At 69.2% G+C, this 13,340-nt stretch carries 18 protein-coding genes and 1 pseudogene; 10 read left to right on the top strand and 9 right to left on the bottom strand.

Annotation, left to right across the window (positions count from 1 at the left end; translation table 11 throughout):
• Positions 1 to 181: 181 nt before the first annotated feature.
• Positions 182 to 589 (top strand): GFA family protein, encoded by a 408-nt coding sequence (locus J2P76_RS15700; RefSeq protein ID WP_207408613.1) that lies wholly within the window; start codon positions 182 to 184, stop codon positions 587 to 589.
• Between the two features lie 42 nt (positions 590 to 631).
• Here J2P76_RS15700 and J2P76_RS15695 read toward each other — a convergent pair.
• Positions 632 to 985 (bottom strand): annotated as a pseudogene (locus J2P76_RS15695) (YciI family protein); the annotation flags it as partial.
• Positions 986 to 1,416: 431 nt separating this feature from the next.
• Here J2P76_RS15695 and infA point away from each other — a divergent pair.
• The gene (infA, locus tag J2P76_RS15690) at positions 1,417 to 1,680 is read left to right on the top strand and encodes a translation initiation factor IF-1 (RefSeq protein ID WP_207408611.1); all 264 of its coding nucleotides are present in this window, start codon (positions 1,417 to 1,419) and stop codon (positions 1,678 to 1,680) included.
• Positions 1,681 to 1,724: 44 nt separating this feature from the next.
• The gene (locus tag J2P76_RS15685) at positions 1,725 to 2,000 is read left to right on the top strand and encodes a hypothetical protein (RefSeq protein WP_207408610.1); all 276 of its coding nucleotides are present in this window, start codon (positions 1,725 to 1,727) and stop codon (positions 1,998 to 2,000) included.
• Between the two features lie 22 nt (positions 2,001 to 2,022).
• Here J2P76_RS15685 and J2P76_RS15680 read toward each other — a convergent pair whose 3' ends face one another.
• Genes J2P76_RS15680 through J2P76_RS15670 form a run of 3 tightly spaced genes read right to left on the bottom strand, consistent with a single transcriptional unit; the run spans position 2,023 to position 4,521 of the window.
• Complete coding sequence (locus J2P76_RS15680) at positions 2,023 to 2,748, bottom strand: 4-carboxy-4-hydroxy-2-oxoadipate aldolase/oxaloacetate decarboxylase (protein WP_207408609.1); 726 nt, start codon at positions 2,746 to 2,748, stop codon at positions 2,023 to 2,025.
• Entirely contained in the window at positions 2,745 to 3,464 is a 720-nt protein-coding gene (locus J2P76_RS15675) for a PIG-L deacetylase family protein (RefSeq protein WP_207408608.1), read from the bottom strand. Before J2P76_RS15675 ends, J2P76_RS15680 begins: the two co-directional genes overlap by 4 nt.
• Positions 3,465 to 3,519: 55 nt before the next feature.
• Positions 3,520 to 4,521, bottom strand: coding sequence for a Bug family tripartite tricarboxylate transporter substrate binding protein (locus tag J2P76_RS15670; RefSeq protein WP_207408607.1), 1,002 nt, complete (start codon positions 4,519 to 4,521; stop codon positions 3,520 to 3,522).
• A 95-nt stretch (positions 4,522 to 4,616) separates the two neighbouring features.
• Here J2P76_RS15670 and J2P76_RS15665 point away from each other — a divergent pair, with 95 nt between their 5' ends.
• The gene (locus tag J2P76_RS15665) at positions 4,617 to 5,510 is read left to right on the top strand and encodes a LysR substrate-binding domain-containing protein (RefSeq protein WP_207408606.1); all 894 of its coding nucleotides are present in this window, start codon (positions 4,617 to 4,619) and stop codon (positions 5,508 to 5,510) included.
• On the opposite strand, the gene J2P76_RS15660 is transcribed toward J2P76_RS15665, so the two are convergent.
• From J2P76_RS15660 to mog, 3 genes are read right to left on the bottom strand one after another with little or no spacing between them, the layout of a single operon-like run.
• Positions 5,497 to 6,342: a M23 family metallopeptidase gene (locus J2P76_RS15660; protein ID WP_207409230.1), complete on the bottom strand. Its 846-nt coding sequence runs from the start codon at positions 6,340 to 6,342 to the stop codon at positions 5,497 to 5,499. The two genes, J2P76_RS15665 and J2P76_RS15660, sit on opposite strands and share 14 nt — an antisense overlap.
• A 23-nt stretch (positions 6,343 to 6,365) precedes the next feature.
• Positions 6,366 to 6,704: a hypothetical protein gene (locus J2P76_RS15655; protein WP_207408605.1), complete on the bottom strand. Its 339-nt coding sequence runs from the start codon at positions 6,702 to 6,704 to the stop codon at positions 6,366 to 6,368.
• Positions 6,705 to 6,761: 57 nt separating this feature from the next.
• Positions 6,762 to 7,397, bottom strand: coding sequence for a molybdopterin adenylyltransferase (mog, locus tag J2P76_RS15650; protein WP_207408604.1), 636 nt, complete (start codon positions 7,395 to 7,397; stop codon positions 6,762 to 6,764).
• 359 nt (positions 7,398 to 7,756) lie between these two features.
• Here mog and J2P76_RS15645 point away from each other — a divergent pair, with 359 nt between their 5' ends.
• Positions 7,757 to 9,235: an inorganic phosphate transporter gene (locus tag J2P76_RS15645; protein ID WP_207408603.1), complete on the top strand. Its 1,479-nt coding sequence runs from the start codon at positions 7,757 to 7,759 to the stop codon at positions 9,233 to 9,235.
• 213 nt (positions 9,236 to 9,448) lie between these two features.
• Here the strand turns inward: J2P76_RS15645 and J2P76_RS15640 are convergent, their stop codons facing one another.
• Complete coding sequence (locus tag J2P76_RS15640) at positions 9,449 to 9,799, bottom strand: AzlD domain-containing protein (RefSeq protein ID WP_207408602.1); 351 nt, start codon at positions 9,797 to 9,799, stop codon at positions 9,449 to 9,451.
• Positions 9,796 to 10,515 carry an AzlC family ABC transporter permease gene (locus J2P76_RS15635; protein WP_207408601.1) on the bottom strand — a complete coding sequence of 240 codons (720 nt, stop codon included), beginning with the start codon at positions 10,513 to 10,515 and terminating at the stop codon, positions 9,796 to 9,798. The genes J2P76_RS15640 and J2P76_RS15635 overlap by 4 nt, the downstream gene beginning before the upstream one ends.
• A gap of 124 nt (positions 10,516 to 10,639) precedes the next feature.
• Between J2P76_RS15635 and J2P76_RS15630 the strand changes: the two genes are divergently transcribed.
• The 5 genes from J2P76_RS15630 to J2P76_RS15610 all read left to right on the top strand — a co-directional run bounded on the left by J2P76_RS15630 (position 10,640) and on the right by J2P76_RS15610 (position 13,234).
• Positions 10,640 to 11,125, top strand: coding sequence for a GNAT family N-acetyltransferase (locus J2P76_RS15630; protein WP_207408600.1), 486 nt, complete (start codon positions 10,640 to 10,642; stop codon positions 11,123 to 11,125).
• Between the two features lie 37 nt (positions 11,126 to 11,162).
• Entirely contained in the window at positions 11,163 to 11,732 is a 570-nt protein-coding gene (locus J2P76_RS15625) for a DinB family protein (RefSeq protein WP_207408599.1), read from the top strand.
• Positions 11,729 to 12,058: a DHCW motif cupin fold protein gene (locus tag J2P76_RS15620; protein WP_207408598.1), complete on the top strand. Its 330-nt coding sequence runs from the start codon at positions 11,729 to 11,731 to the stop codon at positions 12,056 to 12,058. Before J2P76_RS15625 ends, J2P76_RS15620 begins: the two co-directional genes overlap by 4 nt.
• Positions 12,059 to 12,155: 97 nt before the next feature.
• Positions 12,156 to 12,809, top strand: coding sequence for a glutathione transferase (gene yfcF / locus J2P76_RS15615; RefSeq protein WP_207408597.1), 654 nt, complete (start codon positions 12,156 to 12,158; stop codon positions 12,807 to 12,809).
• Positions 12,809 to 13,234: a VOC family protein gene (locus tag J2P76_RS15610; RefSeq protein WP_207408596.1), complete on the top strand. Its 426-nt coding sequence runs from the start codon at positions 12,809 to 12,811 to the stop codon at positions 13,232 to 13,234. The genes yfcF and J2P76_RS15610 overlap by 1 nt, the downstream gene beginning before the upstream one ends.
• The last annotated feature ends 106 nt before the right edge of the window (positions 13,235 to 13,340 follow it).

Below are 13,340 nucleotides of genomic sequence, written 5' to 3'. Positions count from 1 at the left end.
ATTATCCCCTTGACGAACCATGAACGGCATTCTGTGGAAGGGGGGTGACAGGGTGATGACCGGCGCGCGCCGCCCTTGCCCGGCGAAATGGTGACGGGCGGATGTCCTGCAACCGAATCGTCACAAACCGGCCGGACGGCGCCGGTATATATTGGGGTTTTCTCTGACCCCGGAGCACGACATGCTGAGAGGTTCCTGCCTGTGCAGCCGCGTGGCCTACGAGATCTCGGGCCCGCTGACCCAGGCGATGAATTGCCATTGCGTGATGTGCCGCAAGGCTCATGGCGCGGCCTTCCGCACGCGCGCCACCGTGCAGTCGAAAGATTTCGCCTGGACGCGCGGCGAGAACCACGTCACGTGGTACAGCTCGTCGCCCGGCAATTACCGCGGTTTTTGCGGCGCCTGCGGCACGCCGCTGCTGTCGCGCTTCGACCAGACCCCCGACACCTACGGCCTGCCGCTGGGCGCCCTGGACGACAACCCCGGCATCAAGGCCGCCTGCCACGTGCACGTGGCCAACAAGGCGCCGTGGTACGACATCACCGACGACCTGCCGCAGTATCCGCAAGCGGGGCCTGGCCACGAGTAGGCGCGCGGGCCCCGCCCACCCCTCGCCGGGCCGCCATCAGGCGAAGTCCGAGGCCTCGTACAGCGGGCGGATCTCGATATCGCTGGGCCCGGGCATGGGGTTGGGGCACCGCTTTACCCATTGCACGGCTTCGTCCATGTCCTTGACCTGCCACACCCAGAAGCCCGCCACCAGCTCGCGGGTTTCGGCAAACGGCCCGTCCGTGACATGGCGGTCGGCCCCGTCGAAGGCCACCCGCTTGCCCTGGGACGAGGGGCGCAGGCCGTCGCCGTTGAGCATCACCCCGGCCTTGATCAGGGTTTCGTTGTACTGTCCCATGGCCTGCAGCAGTTCGGCCGAGGGCGGGACGCCGGCTTCGCTATCTTCCGTTGCCTTCACGATGACCATTACACGCATGGTTGTTCTCCCAGGAGTTGATGAGAGGCCAATCGGCCTTTCTATAGCCACGACGGCCGAATCCGGGCAAAATCGACACGAATCCCGGTAAAAAAACCAAAATCCGGGAAAACCCTGGTCAAATAAGCGCGATTGGAGTACTATCTTTGATTGTTCCGTGCATAAGTTTTGCTCTATCGGCACGGCCCTTCCCGCTTCTTCCGGTGTTGCGCCTGGCGTAGTGCCGCGACCAAGCCGCGCCCAGCGCGCATATCGCCCCAGCGGCGTGAGTACCCGCCCAGGTTCCCTGGCCGTGTACCCATCCACCAGCCGGGACGTTTTACGTTCCACCGCTGGCCCAAGCCCGCTTGGGTCCCGCGCATGCCGCCTGCCGGCGGCACGCGCACCGTGCCACGACGGTGCGCGCGCGCAACGACCAAGGAGAGTCATATATGGCAAAAGAAGAACTGATCGAACTCGATGGCATCGTTGACGAAGTGCTGCCCGACAGCCGCTACCGCGTCACCCTGGACAACGGCATCGAAGTGGGCGCCTACGCCTCGGGCCGCATCCGCAAGCACCGCATCCGCATCCTGGCGGGCGACCGCGTCACCCTGGAAATGTCGCCCTACGACCTGACCAAGGGCCGCATCAACTTCCGCCACAAAGACGAACGCGCGCCCAGCACCTCGCGTCCGCCGCAGCGCCGCCGCTAAAGCGCCGCCGGGCACGGCGCGCCGCGCACGCCTATTGCATTGCCATGGATACGCCCGAATCGCCCCAGGCCGCCGCCCAGCGCGTGGCCCAGGCCCAGCGCGTGGTCGAACAGGGCGAACAGGGCCTGCGCCTGCTGCGGCAATCGCGCGCTGCGTTCATCCACAGCCTGCGCGCCACCGGCCTGACCTACGCCCAGGCTCGCATCAAATACGACAATTGCCTGGAAGAGCAGCGCCGCCTGCACCAGGCGGCCGTACACGACCTGCAATACGCCGAACGGCGCTACCAGAGCCTGTCGCCTTCTACCGCCGACGCCTGACGGGCCGGCGGCCCGCCCGCCGCTACGGCCGCGGCGCGGCGTCCAGGTCGGACAGCCGGTCTACATAGACCAGGCCCGCCCGCTCCAGCGCCGGGCGCATGCCATAGATATCCAGTCCCAGTTCGCCCGCCGCCAGGCGCGCGCGGTTGACGGCCTCTTTGCGCAGCCGCGCATCGCAGGCATCGGCCACTGCCGCGGCCTGAGCGCGCGGCACCACGCATACGCCGTCGTCGTCGGCCACCACCACGTCGCCCGCATGCACCAACGCGCCTGCGCACACCACCGGCAGGTTCACCGAGCCCGGCGTGGCCTTGATGGTGCCCTTGGCCGAGACCGCGCGCGACCACACCGGAAAGGCCATGGCCGTCAGCGCCTGCACATCGCGGCAGCCCGCGTCGATGACCAGCCCGGCCACGCCGCGCGCGCGCAGCGACGTGGCCAGTAATTCACCGAACATGCCGTCGCGGTTCTCGGCGCTGCAGGCCACCACCAGCACATCGCCGGGCTGGCACAGCTCGGCCGCCACATGCAGCATCCAGTTGTCGCCCGGGTGCGCCAGCACCGTGACCGCGCTGCCGGCGATGGCCGCGCCCGCGTAGATGGGGCGCATGCCGGGCTGCAGCAGGCCGGCGCGGCCCTGCGCCTCGTGCGCGGTGGCCACGCCAGCCTGGGCCAGGCGCGCCACCACGGCGGCGTCGGCGCGTTCGATGTGCCGCACGGCCACCTGGCGCGCAGGCACCCCGCTCATGCCAGTTCTCCGGTCACTTGCGGAAACACCCGCTGGTAGGCCTCGGCATAGCGGATCTTCGCATCCGAATTGCGCGATGCCTGCACGCCGCGCTGCAAGGCCACGCGCGTGTAGTATTCCCACAGATGTTCCTGCGCCGCCATCAGCTCGAATGCCTGGCGCTTCTTGTCCCACACCTCGGTAATGTCCAGCAGCACTTGCGGCTTCCACTCGCATTGCTCGGGCTGGTGCGGCTCGAACAGGAACACCGGCGGCGCGCCCAGCACCGGCTGGCCCGGCGCATGGCCGTGGGCCTGGGCAATGACGCGGGCTTCCTGCGCCACGTGCGTGGCCAGGGGGTGGTCGAAGTTGTACGGATCGCGCTGCGAATGCGTCAACACGAAGGCCGGCCGCAGTTCGCGGTAGATATCCGCCAATTGGTACAGGGCCTCATCGGACACGCGCAGGGGGTAATCGCCCAGGTCCAGGAAACGGATTTGCGCGCCCAGCACTTCGGCGGCGCGCTCGGCCTCGGCGCGGCGGTCCTGCTTGACGCGCTCCAGCGTCATGCCGGGCTGGCGCCACAGCTTGGCCGATTCGCCGCGCTCGCCGAACGACAGGCACACCACGGTCATGGTCCAGCCGCGCCGGGCATACAGGGCAATGGCGCCGCCGGCGCGCCACACAAAATCGGCCGAATGGGCGCTGACCACCAGGCCGTGCTTCGATGTTTGCATTACAGAGTCTCTCGTCTAGTCGAAGGCGGCGCGGCGCCGCCTTCGGGTTGCCCGCTCAATCGGCCTTGATGCCGGCCTGCTTGATCACCTTGCTCCATTTCGCGGTCTCGCCCGCCACGAACGTGCCGAACTGCGCGGCGCTGCCGGGCGTGGGCACCGCGCCCAGTTCCGCCAGGCGCTTCTGCACCGCGGGGTCGTTCAGCGCCTGCTGCAGGGCGCCGTTCAGGCGCTGCACCACCGGCTCGGGCAGGCCGCGCGGGCCGATCAGGCCCCACCACACCGTGGCCACCGCCTGCGGCAGGCCCAGCGACGCCGTGGTGGGCACGTCGGGCAGCAGCGCCGCCGGCTGGGCGTTCAGCACCGCCAGCGCGCGCAGCTTGCCGGCCTGGATGTGCGAAATCACTTCCAGCGGGTTGATCGACATGAAATCGATGCGCTGGCCCAAGAGGTCGGTAATGGCGGGCGCGCCGCCCTTGTATGGCACGTGCAGCGCGTCGAAGCCGCCTTCGGCCTTCAGCAGTTCGCTGGCCAGGTGGCCCGAGCTGCCGTTGCCGGCCGACGCATACGTCAGCTTGCCGGGGTGGGCCTTGCCATAGGCGACCAGGTCTTTCAGGGTCTTGGCCGGCGACGGCTGCGGCACCACCACGACCAGCGGCGCGTAGCCGATGCTGCCCACCGGGGTGAAGTCGTGGGCGGGATCGAAGTTCAGCTTGGAAAACAGCGACGCGTTGCTGGCCAGGGTGTTCGAGGCGGTCAGCAGCGTATAGCCGTCGGGGTCGGCCTGGGCCACCGCGCCCATGCCGATATTGGTGGCGGCGCCGGGGCGGTTGTCGACAATAATGGGCTGGCCCAGCGCTTCGCCCATTTTTTCGCCGACCAGCCGGGTCACGATGTCGACGCCGCCTCCGGCGGCATAGGGCACCACGATGCGGATCGGGTGCGACGGGAAGTCAGCGGCATGGGCGGCCGGGGCCGCCAGGGCGCCGGCCAGCCCCAGGGCAGCGGCCAGGCCGCGCCAGGCGCTGATGTAGGTATTCTTCTGGCGTGCGTTTGCCATAGGAGTCTCCTGTTGTGGTTTGGAAATGATGGCCCGCGCGATTAATATCGTCCAATACCGTTTTTTGCTTCTATTTATTTAAAAACCAAATAACCATGGATTTCCGCCAGCTTCGCTATTTCGTCGCGGTGGCCGAGGAACTCAGCTTCAGCGGCGCCGCGCGCCGCCTGCACGTCAGCCAGCCGCCGCTCAGCCTGCAGGTCAAGGCCCTGGAAGAAGAACTGGGCTCGGTACTGCTGAACCGCAGCAACCGCAAGGTGGCGCTTACCGAAGCGGGCGCGCTGTTCCTGGAACAGGCGCGCCATGCCCTGGCCCACCTGGAACGCGCCGGCGACGTGGTGCGCCAGGCCGCGCGCGGCGAAGCCGGCGAGCTACGCATCTCGTTCACGGCCTCGGTGCCCATGTTCGAGGCCTTTCCGCAGATCGTGCAGGCGTTCCGCGGCCGCCACCCAGGCGCCCGGGCCGACCTGATCCACCTGTCCACCGGCCAGCAGCTGCGCGCCCTGGCCGACAAAAGCGTGGACATCGGCTTCCTGCGCCCCTCGCCCCTGTTCGAGCCGCCGGCCAACATTGCCGTGGCGCAGCTGTGGGCCGACCGGCTGATGGCGGTATTGCCGGCGGGCCACCCCCTGGCCGGCCGGCCAGGGCCGCTGCCGATGGCGGCGCTGGCCGACGAATCGTTCATCCTGTTCCCGCGCGGGCTGGGCTGCGGGCTGTTCGAACACGTCACGGTGCTGGCCAGCCGCGCCGGCTTCGCGCCGCACGTGCGGCAAGAGGCCCGCGAAGGCGCCACCATCATCGGCCTGGTCGCGGCGGGCATGGGCATCTCGGTGCTGCCCGACACTTACATGAAAACCGGCATCCCCGGGGTGGCGTACTGCGCGCTGGATACGCGCGACGCGGCCAGCCGCGTGCTGCTGGCCTACCGCGCCGACGATGCCGCGCCGCTGTTGCGGCGCTTCCGGGAAATGGCTCTCAAGGGCGCGTGACGGCGCCGATGAAAATGGCGGGATCCACCCGCGTGGCGTTCAGGCTGATGTTCCAGTGCAGGTGCGGCCCGGTGGCGCGGCCGGTGCTGCCCACCTTGCCCACCACGGCGCCGCGCGCGACTTCGTCGCCCACTTTCACGTCGATGGCCGACAAATGGCAGAACATGCTGATGAAGCCCTGGCCATGGTCGACGAACACCGTATTGCCGTTGAAGAAGTAATTGCCCACCAGCACCACGCGGCCGGCCGCCGGCGCCTTGACCGGCGTGCCGGCCGGCACGGCGAAGTCCAGGCCCGAATGCGGATTGCGCTCTTGCCCGTTGAAAAAGCGCCGCAGCCCGAACGGGCTGGACAGGCGGCCGTCGACAGGCCGGTCGAGCATGACGTTGCTGGGGATGACGCCCTCGCGGAAAGCCGCGTAGGCGGCCAGCTGCAGGTCGAGCTCGTGCTCGATGCGCTTGAGGTCGTCGGGGTTGGGGGTGACCTGCCGGCGGTTTTTCAGCTTGATGTGCTGCGCGGCATATTCTTTAGTGCCCACCTGGAAGGCCACCGGCGCGCCGCCCTGCACTTGCAGCGTGTGGCGGCCGGGCTTGGCGTCCAGCGCAATGCCCACCACGGCAATCCATTGTCCGTCGCTGTCGCGTATGACCATGACCCGGTGGCCGTCGTAGCTGGCCTGCGGCGCGCGCTCGGCCGCGCCCAGCGCCACCACCGCCACGCCGCCGGGCACGGGCACGTCGAGCTTGCGGCTGATATAGCCCTGCGCCTGCGCCGCGGCGGCGATGCCGCAGGCCGCGGCCAGCAGGGCCAGCCGCCTGGCCGCGCGGGCCAGGCGCCGGCGCAGCGGCAGGCCGGCTACATGCACAGGTTGGCCGCCTCGACCAGCGCGGTGCCGTAGCGCGGAATGCGGGTGGACAGGCGCACGTCGGTCTTGCCCTTCCAGGTCGTGGCGGTCAGCACGGCTTCGACGCCCATCGTGCCGGGCACGATCAGCTCGTAGCCGTTGCGCACCGTCTGGCGCTCGGCGGTGGTACCGTTGCCCTGCCAGGCCGATTCCACGCAGGTGACGTATTGGTCGGCGCTGCGCGCGGTCGAGCCGAAGAACACCGGATCGCGTTCGCGGATGTCTTTGACACTTGCGCAACCGGCCAGCGCGCCGGCCAATGCCAGCGCCGCGATGCATCGTAAATTCATGGAAGGGTTTCCCGGAAACAGACGAAAAGACCCGGCCAACTATAACGCACCGAGGCCTCAGCCCGCGGGCTTGCGCAGCGCCGACTTGGGGCGGAACGCCTTGACCACGGCCTCGTGCGTTTCGGCATAAGGCCCGCCGATCAGGTCGATGCAATAGGGCACGGCGGCGAACACGCCCTGCACCGCCACCGCGCCGCTGTCGTCGCGCAGCCCTTCCAGGGTTTCGCGGATGGCCTTGGGCTGGCCGGGCAGGTTGATGATCAGCGCGGCGTGGCCGGCGGTTTCGCGGATGACGGCCACCTGGCGCGACAGGATGGCCGTGGGCACGAATTTCAGGCTGACCTGGCGCATCTGTTCGCCAAAGCCGGGCATTTCTTTGGTGGCCACGGCCAGCGTGGCCTCGGGCGTGACATCGCGCCGCGCCGGCCCGGTGCCGCCGGTAGTAAGCACCAGGTCGCACCCGCAGGTGTCCACGAGTTCGACCAGCGCCGCCGAAATCGCCGCGGCCTCGTCCGGCACCAGCCGCTCGACCGCCTGCCACGACGACGACAGGGCCGCGCCCAGCCAGTCGCGCAGCGCCGGCAGCCCCTGGTCTTGATACACCCCCGACGACGCGCGATCGGAAATGGACACCAGCCCCACGATGAGATCGTCGGGATGGCGGCGGGCAACAGGCTGCGTAGCGGTAGGCATGGCGGTAACCGGCAAAGGAAAATTTGATGCTATCGCATTATGGGATGGCGGGGGGCCTGTCTCCATACGGGATCTGCTTGCGGAAAGTCCGAATCCACCCTGTCGCAGTCCCGCGGCGGCCGGGCGGGCGGTGGCCGGCGCGTTGGGCGGCGGGGCAGCCCGCGCAGCGGGCCGAGGGCGCCTGCATGCGCCCGAGCCCGACGCACGTGCGCCGGCCACCGCCCGTCCGGCCGCCGCGGGACGGGGCAAGAATGGACTCCAAAGGCCAGAAAAAGACCACTCCCCTCAAAGAAGCCCCCGTCACAAATCTGCAATAATCCCCCCTACTTCACACCGCCCACCCCTTCCCGCCCCCCCTCATGTTCCATCTCTTCTCCGGCCTGGACTTCTGGATCGGCGTCAGCCTGGTCCTAGCCCTGGCCTTCGTGCTGGCCTTCGAATTCATCAACGGTTTCCACGATACCGCCAATGCGGTGGCCACCGTCATCTACACCAAGGCCATGCCGCCGCACCTGGCGGTCATGCTGTCGGGCCTGTTCAATTTCCTGGGCGTGCTGCTGGGCGGCGTGGGCGTGGCCTATGCCATCGTGCACCTGCTGCCGGTCGAGCTGCTGATCAACGTCGATACCGGACAGGGGCTGGCGATGGTATTCGCCATGCTGACGGCGGCCATCGCCTGGAACCTGGGCACCTGGTATTTCGGCATCCCGGCCTCCAGTTCGCACACCCTGATCGGCTCTATCCTGGGCGTGGGCCTGGCCAATGCGCTGCTGACCGACCTGCCGCTGGGCGACGGCGTCAACTGGAACAAGGCCATCGACATCGGCCTGTCGCTGGTCGTTTCGCCCCTGGCGGGCTGCATCGTGGCGGGCTGCCTGCTGCTGCTGTTCAAGCGCTGGTGGCCGACCTCCAAAATGCACAAGACGCCGGAACAGCGCCGCGAAGTCGATTCGAAAAAACATCCGCCCTTCTGGAACCGCCTGGTGCTGGTGCTGTCGGCCATGGGCGTGAGCTTCGTGCACGGCTCGAACGACGGCCAGAAAGGCATCGGCCTGATCATGCTGGTGCTGATCGGCATCGTGCCCGCGCAATTCGTGCTGAACGAAACCAGCACCACCTACCAGATCGACCGCACGCGCGATGCGGCCATACACCTGTCGGCCTTCTACCATCGCAACCAGGCCACGCTGGACGACTACCTGGCGCTGTCCAAAAGCCGCAATAACGGCACCGAACTGCCCAAGCATTTCCGCTGCCATCCGCAGCTGACGCTGGCCACCATCGACGCGCTGCTCGAAGACCTGCGCGGCGTCACCCACTATGGCGACCTGCCGCCCGCCAAGCGCGTCGACATCCGCCGCTATCTGCTGTGCCTGGACGACACCGCCAAGAAAGTGGCCAGCCTGGACGGCCTGCAGGACCGCGACCGCGCCGACCTCAACCAGCTGCGCGCCGACCTGACCGCCACCACCGAATACGCGCCCCTGTGGGTGATCGTGGCCGTGGCCCTGGCGCTGGGCGCCGGCACCATGGTGGGCTGGCGCCGCGTGGTGCTGACGGTGGGCGAAAAAATCGGCAAGCAGGGCATGACCTACGCGCAAGGCATGTCGGCGCAGCTGACCGCGGTGGCCGCCATCGGCATGGCCAACGTATTCAGCCTGCCCGTGTCCACCACGCATGTGCTGTCGTCCGGCGTGGCCGGCACCATGATCGCCAACAAAAGCGGCCTGCACCACGGCACCGTGCGCACCATCCTGCTGGCCTGGGTGCTGACCCTGCCCGCATCCATGCTGCTGGCCGCCGGGCTGTTCTGGCTGGGCGTCACCATCATCGGCTGAAGGTCCCACCCCCGAAGCGCTACGCGTTCCCCCCTCAAAGGGGGCGACGCTGGCGGACTGGCAAAGCCAGCTCCGCTGCGTCCCCGCTCGGGCCGCACCCGCTTTGCCCAGGTGTCAGGCTCCGCCAGGTGCCTGACACCGCTGTAGGCCGCAGCCGTCTCAGTCGTACGGTGTCCGACACCCTGCGGGAGTCAGACACCTGGTTCGCCGACGCTACCCCGCGTGGCGCGCCAGCGCCAGCAGCACCCCGTACACCGCCACCCCCGCGATCACCGCCACGCCCGCGTTGCCCAGGCGGCGGGCGGCCAGCGCGGTGGCCAGCAGGCCGCCGGCATAAGGCAGCCATTGCGGCAAGCCCCGCAAAGCCATGATGTCGGGCACGATGACCGCGGCGGCGATGCCCGCCAGCAGCGCCGGCCCCAGCGCCGCCAGCGACGAGCCCTCGGCCATGCGCCGCAGCAGCCGGCTGCGCGCCGACAACAGGAACGGCAAGGCGCGCGTCAGGTAGGTAATGACCGCCATGGCGATCACCGCCACCCAGAATTCCAGGCCGCTGCCGGTCATGTCGTTTCCTTGCGGGGCCGCTGGCAGACACAGCCGGCCACGGCCCCCGCCAGGATGGCCGGGGTGGTGTGGCCGGACGCGGCGAACGCCGCCCCCACCGCCAGCGCCGCCATCACCGGCCAGCGCAGCGCACGCGTCGTGCTTTGGCACACCAGCGCCAGGAACAGCGCCGGCAGGGCGAAGCGCATAACCTGCGACAGCATCGGATAGTGGCGCTCCAGGCCGTCGCCGGCGTACACGCCCACCGCGGTGCCGGCGATCCAGGTCAGCCAGGCGCCCAGGCCCAGCAGCGTCATCCAGCGATTGCGGTGCGCCGGCGCCACCTGCTCGATGCGGCTGAACGCGGTGGCGAACACCTCGTCGGTCAGCAGAAAGGCGATTTTCAGGCGCGACCGCAGCCGCTGCGGCAGCATGCGCGACAGCAGCGGCCCGTACAGCAGATGCCGCGCATTCAGCAGCGAGCACAGCGCCACCACCCACAGCCAGGGCGTGCCGGCCTTGATCGAGGCCAGCAGCAGGAACTGGCTGGCGCCGGCATAGACCAGCACCGAGATCAGCACGACCTGCAGCGGCGACAGCCCGGTGGCCAGCCCGGCAATGCCGAAGGTGACCGCTACCGGGAAATACCCGATCATCACGGGCAGGCAGGCCCGCAGGCCTGCCAGGCCGGCCCCGCCCGGCAAGGCCAGGTGCGGCGCCGAGGACGGACGGTTCATGGATGACCCCTGCGTTGATACTGCCGGCAGTTTACCCATGGCGTGCATGGCGCGGCATAATAGCCATCAATTTCCCGCCTTTACCAGGCCGTCCGCGCGGCGGCCGCAACCACGGAACCCGATCGTGCTGGACATCATCGACGCCGACTTCAACAACCCCGCCCATGGCGACATGGTCGTGGCGCTGCTCGACGAATACGCCCGCGGCCCCATGGGCGGCGGCGAACCCCTGTCCGACTACTCGCGCGCCAACCTGATCGCCGAGCTGGCGCGCCGCCCCACCGCCGGCGCGCTGGTCGCGCTGTGCGACGGCATGCCGGCCGGGCTGGCCATCTACTTCGAAGGTTTTTCTTCCTTCGCGTGCAAGCCGCTGTTGAACCTGCACGACTTCATGGTGTCGGACCGCTACCGGCGCCAGGGCATCGCCCAGCGCCTGCTGCAGGCGCTGGAAGACGCGGCCGCGCGCCGGGGCTGCTGCAAGATCACGCTCGAAGTGCTGCAGGGCAACGAGCCCGCCAAGGCGCTGTACCGCAAGATCGGCTACCAGGGCTACGAACTGGCGGGCGACGCCGGCCAGGCCATGTTCTGGCAAAAGAAGCTGGCCGCCTAGCCGGCGCGCCGCCCGCCACTGCCACCGCCAATCCGTCATGCCCACCGCTGCCGACATACGCCTGCTGGCCGGCTACAACGCCTGGATGAACCAGCGCGTCTACCAGGCCGCCGCCCTGCCCGCCGCCGATGCCGCCGCGCCGCGCGGGGCGTTTTTCGGCTCACTGCTGGGCACGCTGAACCACATCGCCGTGGGCGATATCCTGTGGCTCAAGCGCTTTGCCACGCATCCGGCCGGCTACACGGCGCTGGCCCCCGTTACCGCGCTGCCCATGCCCGCGGGGCTGGACCGCCTGCTGCGCCCCGACCTGGCCGGCCTGGCCGCGCTGCGCCGCGAACTCGACCAGGCCATCGTCGCCTGGGCCGGCCAGGTGGCCGACCCCGACTTGGCGCATGTGCTGGCCTACACCAGCTCGCGCGGCGTCGCGTCGCGGCGCGACTTCGGCGGCGTGATTCTGCATTTCTTCAATCATCAAACCCACCACCGCGGGCAGGCCACCACGCTGCTCAGCCAGGCCGGCATCGACATCGGCGCCACCGACCTGCTGCTGCACGTGCCCGACCTGCCGGCCGCGCCCCCGCATCCCACCAGCGAGCCCTCCGCATGAACATGCGCGACATCCCCTTCGGCACCACCGACTGGCAAACCATCGAACCCACCGAACACCCGGGCGACACCGGCACGGCGTACTGGCGCACGCGCCAGTTCGGCGACATCCGCGTGCGCATGGTCGAATATTCGCCCGGCTACCTGGCCGACCACTGGTGCAGCAAGGGCCACATCCTGCTGTGCCTCGAAGGCGAGCTGCATACCGAACTGGAAGACGGCCGCCGCTTCGTGCTGACGCCGGGCATGAGCTACCAGGTGGCCGACCAGGCCGAAGCGCACCGCTCATCCACCACCGGCGGCGCGCGCCTGTTCATCGTCGACTGACCGTGCCGCCGCGGCGCGATTGCGGTACGCTGTGGCATGCGCGCGGCGGCCGGCGTGGCCCGGCCGCCGGCATTCAACCGCCACACGGAGCCATCCCTTGCCCGCGCCGCTTGCCTCGCCGCTGACCCTTTACGTCGATGCGCTGCTGCTCAGCCCCTATGCCATGGCGGCCTACATCGCCCTGGCCGAAAAAGGCCTGCCCGTGGAACTGCGGCTGGTCGACCTGCAGGCCGGCGAGCAGCGCATGCAGCCCTATACCAGCCGCGCCCCCACCTGCCGCGTGCCGGCCCTGGCCCACGACGCCTTCCACCTGACCGAATCCAGCGCCATCATCGAATACCTGGAAGACGTCTTTCCGGCGCCCGACTACCCCGCCCTGTATCCCTCGGCGCCGCAGCAGCGGGCCCGCGCCCGTCAGATCCAGGCCTGGCTGCGCAGCGACCTGGCCGCGCTGCGCGCGGAACGCCCCACCGAAGTGGTGTTCCATGGCGCGGCCGGCGCCCCGCTGGGCGATGCGGCCCAGGCGGCGGCCGCCAAACTGGTGCGCGTGGCGCAGGCCCTGCTGCCCGAAGGCCGGCCGCAGCTGTTCGATGCCTGGTGCATTGCCGACACCGAACTGGCCTTGATGCTGCGCCGGCTGGCAGGGCCCGCCGACGACCTGCCCGCCGGGCTGCGCGCCTACGCCGACGCGCAGTGGCAGCGCCCCACCGTGCAGACCTGGCTGCAGTTCAACCACGACGCGCGCGCCTGATGCAATTGCTCGACCACGTTTCCATCGCCGTGCCCGACCTGGGCGCGGCGCGCCCGTTCTACGATGCCGCGATGGCGGCGCTGGGCGCGGCCAAGGTCTACGACCGGCCCGATGCCCTGGGCTACGGCGAACGCTGCAGCGCCACGGCAACACAGCACACCTACCTGTCGGTGTTCCTGTCGGCGGCGCCCAATACCGACGCGCGGCGCCATTGGTGCTTCAAAGCCGCCAGCCGGGCCGCGGTCGACGCTTTCCATCGCGCGGCCCTGCAGCACGGCGGGCGCGACGAGGGCGCGCCGGGCCTGCGCCCCGCCTACCACCCGCACTACTACGCCGCGTTTATCGCGGACCCGGCCGGCAACCGCCTGGAAGCGGTGTGCCACCTGCCGGCCCCGGCCGCCGGCACGCTGGGCGGCGGCGCCTAGCCGCACAGCGGGGCCTGGCCGGCCATGGCCCGGAAAGCAGGCACGTACGGATGTTGCATTGCAACATTTATTGCGCTGTAATGGGTGGCATCACTGTGGTTGATGC

The sequence above is a fragment of the Bordetella petrii genome (genome assembly GCF_017356245.1).
Lineage (GTDB): Bacteria > Pseudomonadota > Gammaproteobacteria > Burkholderiales > Burkholderiaceae_B > Bordetella_A > Bordetella_A petrii_D.
This window is presented reverse-complemented; position numbering and strand designations above follow the sequence as displayed.

Bases quoted from the DNA above. Each gene is read 5' to 3' on its own strand.
- J2P76_RS15685 (WP_207408610.1), top strand. From the start codon at position 1,725: ATGGATACGCCCGAATCGCCCCAGGCCGCCGCCCAGCGCGTGGCCCAG.
- J2P76_RS15670 (WP_207408607.1), bottom strand. From the start codon at position 4,521: ATGGCAAACGCACGCCAGAAGAATACCTACATCAGCGCCTGGCGCGGC.
- J2P76_RS15610 (WP_207408596.1), top strand. From the start codon at position 12,809: ATGCAATTGCTCGACCACGTTTCCATCGCCGTGCCCGACCTGGGCGCG.
- J2P76_RS15680 (WP_207408609.1), bottom strand. From the start codon at position 2,748: ATGAGCGGGGTGCCTGCGCGCCAGGTGGCCGTGCGGCACATCGAACGC.
- J2P76_RS15655 (WP_207408605.1), bottom strand. From the start codon at position 6,704: ATGAATTTACGATGCATCGCGGCGCTGGCATTGGCCGGCGCGCTGGCC.
- J2P76_RS15620 (WP_207408598.1), top strand. From the start codon at position 11,729: ATGAACATGCGCGACATCCCCTTCGGCACCACCGACTGGCAAACCATC.
- J2P76_RS15625 (WP_207408599.1), top strand. From the start codon at position 11,163: ATGCCCACCGCTGCCGACATACGCCTGCTGGCCGGCTACAACGCCTGG.
- J2P76_RS15635 (WP_207408601.1), bottom strand. From the start codon at position 10,515: ATGAACCGTCCGTCCTCGGCGCCGCACCTGGCCTTGCCGGGCGGGGCC.
- J2P76_RS15640 (WP_207408602.1), bottom strand. From the start codon at position 9,799: ATGACCGGCAGCGGCCTGGAATTCTGGGTGGCGGTGATCGCCATGGCG.
- J2P76_RS15675 (WP_207408608.1), bottom strand. From the start codon at position 3,464: ATGCAAACATCGAAGCACGGCCTGGTGGTCAGCGCCCATTCGGCCGAT.
- J2P76_RS15700 (WP_207408613.1), top strand. From the start codon at position 182: ATGCTGAGAGGTTCCTGCCTGTGCAGCCGCGTGGCCTACGAGATCTCG.
- mog (WP_207408604.1), bottom strand. From the start codon at position 7,397: ATGCCTACCGCTACGCAGCCTGTTGCCCGCCGCCATCCCGACGATCTC.
- J2P76_RS15645 (WP_207408603.1), top strand. From the start codon at position 7,757: ATGTTCCATCTCTTCTCCGGCCTGGACTTCTGGATCGGCGTCAGCCTG.
- infA (WP_207408611.1), top strand. From the start codon at position 1,417: ATGGCAAAAGAAGAACTGATCGAACTCGATGGCATCGTTGACGAAGTG.
- J2P76_RS15665 (WP_207408606.1), top strand. From the start codon at position 4,617: ATGGATTTCCGCCAGCTTCGCTATTTCGTCGCGGTGGCCGAGGAACTC.